Origin of the sequence: Tritonibacter horizontis (genome assembly GCF_001518015.1) — a bacterium.
GTDB classification, from domain to species: Bacteria; Pseudomonadota; Alphaproteobacteria; order Rhodobacterales; family Rhodobacteraceae; genus Epibacterium; species Epibacterium horizontis.
In genome coordinates, this window is sequence record NZ_LPUY01000121.1 from 1 (window position 1) to 3910 (window position 3910).

General features: G+C 62.9%; 6 protein-coding genes. 3 read left to right on the top strand and 3 right to left on the bottom strand.

Annotation, left to right across the window (positions count from 1 at the left end):
* Positions 1 to 331 (top strand): DUF736 family protein (locus TRIHO_RS20180; protein WP_131811232.1); only part of this gene is annotated, 331 nt, incomplete at its 5' end.
* A 172-nt stretch (positions 332 to 503) separates the two neighbouring features.
* Here TRIHO_RS20180 and TRIHO_RS20185 read toward each other — a convergent pair.
* Positions 504 to 917 (bottom strand): winged helix-turn-helix transcriptional regulator, encoded by a 414-nt coding sequence (locus tag TRIHO_RS20185; protein WP_082705250.1) that lies wholly within the window; start codon positions 915 to 917, stop codon positions 504 to 506.
* A 125-nt stretch (positions 918 to 1042) separates the two neighbouring features.
* Here TRIHO_RS20185 and TRIHO_RS20190 point away from each other — a divergent pair, with 125 nt between their 5' ends.
* Together TRIHO_RS20190 and TRIHO_RS20195 are read left to right on the top strand one after the other, a co-directional pair.
* The gene (locus TRIHO_RS20190; RefSeq protein ID WP_068248123.1) at positions 1043 to 1888 is read left to right on the top strand and encodes an SDR family oxidoreductase; all 846 of its coding nucleotides are present in this window, start codon (positions 1043 to 1045) and stop codon (positions 1886 to 1888) included.
* A 90-nt stretch (positions 1889 to 1978) separates the two neighbouring features.
* A complete protein-coding gene (locus tag TRIHO_RS20195) occupies positions 1979 to 3022 on the top strand; it encodes an LLM class flavin-dependent oxidoreductase (protein ID WP_068248126.1) in 1044 nt (347 codons plus the stop codon).
* 128 nt (positions 3023 to 3150) lie between these two features.
* Here the strand turns inward: TRIHO_RS20195 and TRIHO_RS20200 are convergent, their stop codons facing one another.
* The gene (locus TRIHO_RS20200; RefSeq protein WP_068248124.1) at positions 3151 to 3483 is read right to left on the bottom strand and encodes a hypothetical protein; all 333 of its coding nucleotides are present in this window, start codon (positions 3481 to 3483) and stop codon (positions 3151 to 3153) included.
* Positions 3483 to 3758 carry a hypothetical protein gene (locus TRIHO_RS20205; RefSeq protein WP_047997774.1) on the bottom strand — a complete coding sequence of 92 codons (276 nt, stop codon included), beginning with the start codon at positions 3756 to 3758 and terminating at the stop codon, positions 3483 to 3485. The genes TRIHO_RS20200 and TRIHO_RS20205 overlap by 1 nt, the downstream gene beginning before the upstream one ends.
* Positions 3759 to 3910 lie beyond the last annotated feature (152 nt).

Here is a 3910-nt window from a genome sequence, read left to right on the forward strand (position 1 = left end):
CACCGGCTACATCGCCAACATGATGTTCGATCTGGAGTTCATGCTGATCGAGAACAGCTATAAATCCGAGGAGACCCACCCCGATTACCGGATCGAGGTCAGCTCGCCCCGGGGCACACCGATCCGCGTCGGCTCGGCCTGGATGGCGAAAAGCAGCCGCACGGGCAATAACTACCTGACGCTGCTGATCAACACGCCCGATGGCGACCTGCGCGTGAACGCCGTGCAGAACGAAGAACAGCGCGGTGGGCAGACCTTCTCGATCATCCCGTTCATCGACAGCGGTGAGCAGCCGCAGGACGCGGGCGCGGGGCTGTCGCTGGTTGCCTGATCGGCGCGCGAGGTGAGACGATCTGACCGAAAGGGGAGCCGTGGGATCTCGGTTCCCCTTTTGTTGTGCTGGTGTGGTTGAATGAACCCGGCCTACATTGCAGACGTTCGTCTCGCCCGCAGCTAATGCTACCGATGAGCCCAACCGTTGCGTTGGGTAGCTCAATATCCGCCTATTTCTCGGTCGTCCGCTGATCGAATTCAGCCCGCGCCTGCTCGATTTCGACCCTGTGATCCTCACCCCATTGCGCAAGCGCGGCCAGAGGCCCGATGAGCGAATGGGCAAGGGGCGTGAGTTCGTAATCCACCCGGGGCGGAATCGTCGGGAAGGCCGTGCGTTTCACCAGTCCGTCCCGCTCCAGCCGCCGCAGGGTCAGCGTCAGCATCCGGTGCGACACGCCTCCGATCCGGCGCATCAGGGCGTTGAAGCGCATCGGACCGTGGGACAGGGCCCCCACCACCATGATCGTCCACTTGTCGCCGATGCGATCAAGCACCTGCCCCATGGCCCGGCAATCGGCAGCGGGATGCACCTCGTCGTCGTGAAGTAGCTCTGTCTCGCCATTGGTGGTCTCATTGGTCGCCATCGTCGTCTCCTTTACGAACACCGAGGTGCGTGGCGCACACCGGTGTGCATTCTTGTGTGGCCCGTCACGAACAGACATATCGTCACGAACAGATTGTTCCTACCATAGACAGAAGGATGACGAACATGAAGATTGGTGTAAGCGGAGCGAGTGGACAACTCGGCAGCGGCGTTGTGGCGGACCTCCTCAGCCGTGGAGGGCACGATGTGGTGGCGATCTCGCGGACTCCCGAGAACGCGCCTCCGGGCGCAGAAGGCCGCTTCGGCGACTACGACGATCCGCAAAGCCTGGCGAAGGCCTATGCAGGTCTCGACAGGCTCCTGATCATCCCAACCAGCGATCTCCGGCGCGGTCGGCGAGGCACGCAGAACGTCGCCGCGATTGACGCGGCAGCCGAGGCCGGTGTGAAGCATGTCGTCTTCATGTCGGCCTCGGGCACGCGCAAGGAAGAAGACCCGGCGGTCGGGGCCTCTTACTGGCAGGGCGAACAACGCCTCATCGCCACCGCGCCCGCTTGGTCGATCCTGCGGATGAACTACTACGCCGAAGCCCTGGCGCAAGAGGCGCAGATGTCGCTTGAGGGCGGCGCGCTCACCGGGCTGGCCGAGAACCGCGTGGCTTTTGTCTCGCGCGAGGATGTAGCCGCTGCCGCCGCAGGGCTGCTGGCCACCGAGGGCCACGAGGGCGCAATCTATAACGCGACCGGACCCGAGCGGCTCACCGGTGCCGAACGCGCTGCCGTCGTCGCCGAGATCACCGGCAAGCCCATGGGCTTCGTGACCGTAACCGAGGAACAGCTGTGCGGCGGGATGGCGCAGATGGGCCTGCCCGAAGACGTGGTGAACACCGTGGCCAGCATCCAGCGAAACTTCGCGGAGGGGGCTTTCGATATCGTCACTGGCGACGTGGAGCGCCTTTCGGGTCGTGCGCCCAAGCCCCTGCGCGTGGTGCTCGCGCCCACGCTGACCTGATACCCAGGAGAACCACCGGGAGGCCGTCATAGCGGCCTCCCGGACATGTCATACCAGTCCGCGACCGCCGCGGGCCAAGGAGAAATAATCATGAATCCCACGAGACCCTTCGAACTCGGTGTCTACACGTTCGGCAACACCCCCCGGACCCCTGACAGCACCGGTGCGACCGCCCAGGCGATCCGGAACGCGCTCGAAGCAGTGCAACTCGCCGACGACGTCGGCCTCGACTTTTTCGGCTTCGGTGAGCACCACACCCGCTCGATGCCGGTGTCCTCGCCCACGTCGCTCGTCAATGCCGCCGCGGCATCGACACGCCGGATCAAGCTTGGGACGACAGTCACGGTGCTCTCCACCGACGAGCCTATCCGTGTCTTCCAGCAGCTCGCCACCGCGGCGGCCATCGCGCCGGGCCGCATCGACATCGTCGCCGGACGGGGATCGTCACCCATCACCTTCCCGATCTTCGACGAGGACGAGAACGACTACGACATGCTCTTCGGCTCCAAGCTCGACCTGCTGGTCGAGATGAACTGCCACGAGCAAGTGACCTGGAATGGCCCGCACCGCCGGCGACCGCTCCAGGACATGCTGGTCGTGCCACGCCCGGAACAGCCGCTGCGTATCTGGCTCGGCACCGGAGGCAGTCCGGGATCTGTCATGCGCGCGGCGGAACTTAGGTTGCCGATGTTCCTGGGCATCCTCGGTGGTAGTCCCGATCACTGGGCACAGTATGGTCACGCTTACCGCAAAGCTTGGGCCGAAGCTGGTCATCCGGCGGAAGAGGCCGACATCGCGGTGGCCGTGCATGGCTTCGTGGGCGAGAACGGGCGCGAGGCGAAGGTCACCTATCTCGAGCACGAGGCGCGCATGTTCCAGACGGGCTCGGCCGAAATCGGGCGCCCGATGAAGACACCCGCTGGGCGAGAGAATGATCTTGAGCCCGGCGGGATGGTGTTCGCAGGCAGCGCCGACGAAGTCACCGACCGCATCTTGCACCTGCACGAGCGTCTGGGTCACTCGCGGCAAATCTTCCAGATGGATGTGGGCGGCCTGCCGCACGACAGCTTCCTCAAGGGCATCGAGCTGCTGGGCAGCCAGGTTCTGCCTCAGATCCAGAGGGAGTTGGGCTAACCCGTGGCATGATCAGGCGGCACACCCGATCCAAGTCGGAATGGCAGCATTGTCCGCATCTTGTCCGTTCAACTCGAGCGCAGCGAAGGTTCAGTCTACAACTTCTTGGCCACTCCATGGCTCTAAGGCTAGTCAGCAAACACCTGTCTCGCTGACGCCAGTCGCATCCAATCCCGACCGCCGAACGCGACAAGAGCGAGATAAATCTGCCCGGCGTCTACATCCGGTTTGAATACGATGGTCAGTCGCTGACCGGCGCCGCCATGGCGCACGAGCCATCCATCCAGTTCGCCGCTGAGCCGAGCACCAGATGTTGGGTTTGCAGAAATTTCTTGGATAAGGGCATCGATTTCATCCAGGCGACGGCTTGCTGCTGCAACGTCACCGTCGGTCACCTCGACAATATGATTAACGATACCGATAAGGTCACGTTCGAAGAACGGATGCCTGATAAATCGCATCAGGTCTTTTTGGCCATCGCGGCAAGATGGGCCCGTGCGCCTTTAGTGACGTCGGCGGCATCGCCGACGGGTTCCCATTGATCGAGAGGCAGGGACAGTCGGCGCTCCAATTCTGCTTCGAGCAGAGACCGTTCACGATCTCGCTCTGCCTTGGCCTTCGCCAATTCACCCGAAACCGCTGCACTCATATTGGGGTACTCGCCAGCTTCCACTAGTTCCCTTGCGAAGGTGTAGGCGGTGTCGGTGAAACTGACAGATTGCTTTTGAACGCTCATTGCGGACTCCTTGGTGCTCCAACAGACTACCGAATTTTGCCGCTTCTGGCAAGCAAGTCAGGCCGACCGAGCGAATTACTTCAATAGCCTGTCGGCCTCCCCTGCTCGGCTTCGCGTGTCGCAGGGGAGAACGGCCCTTCGGTCCGTCGCGC

What these genes read in the sequence shown, in the direction of transcription:
- TRIHO_RS20185 (WP_082705250.1), bottom strand. Translation starts at nt 917, where the DNA reads ATGGCGACCAATGAGACCACCAATGGCGAGACAGAGCTACTTCACGAC.
- TRIHO_RS20190 (WP_068248123.1), top strand. Translation starts at nt 1,043, where the DNA reads ATGAAGATTGGTGTAAGCGGAGCGAGTGGACAACTCGGCAGCGGCGTT.
- TRIHO_RS20195 (WP_068248126.1), top strand. Translation starts at nt 1,979, where the DNA reads ATGAATCCCACGAGACCCTTCGAACTCGGTGTCTACACGTTCGGCAAC.
- TRIHO_RS20200 (WP_068248124.1), bottom strand. Translation starts at nt 3,483, where the DNA reads ATGCGATTTATCAGGCATCCGTTCTTCGAACGTGACCTTATCGGTATC.
- TRIHO_RS20205 (WP_047997774.1), bottom strand. Translation starts at nt 3,758, where the DNA reads ATGAGCGTTCAAAAGCAATCTGTCAGTTTCACCGACACCGCCTACACC.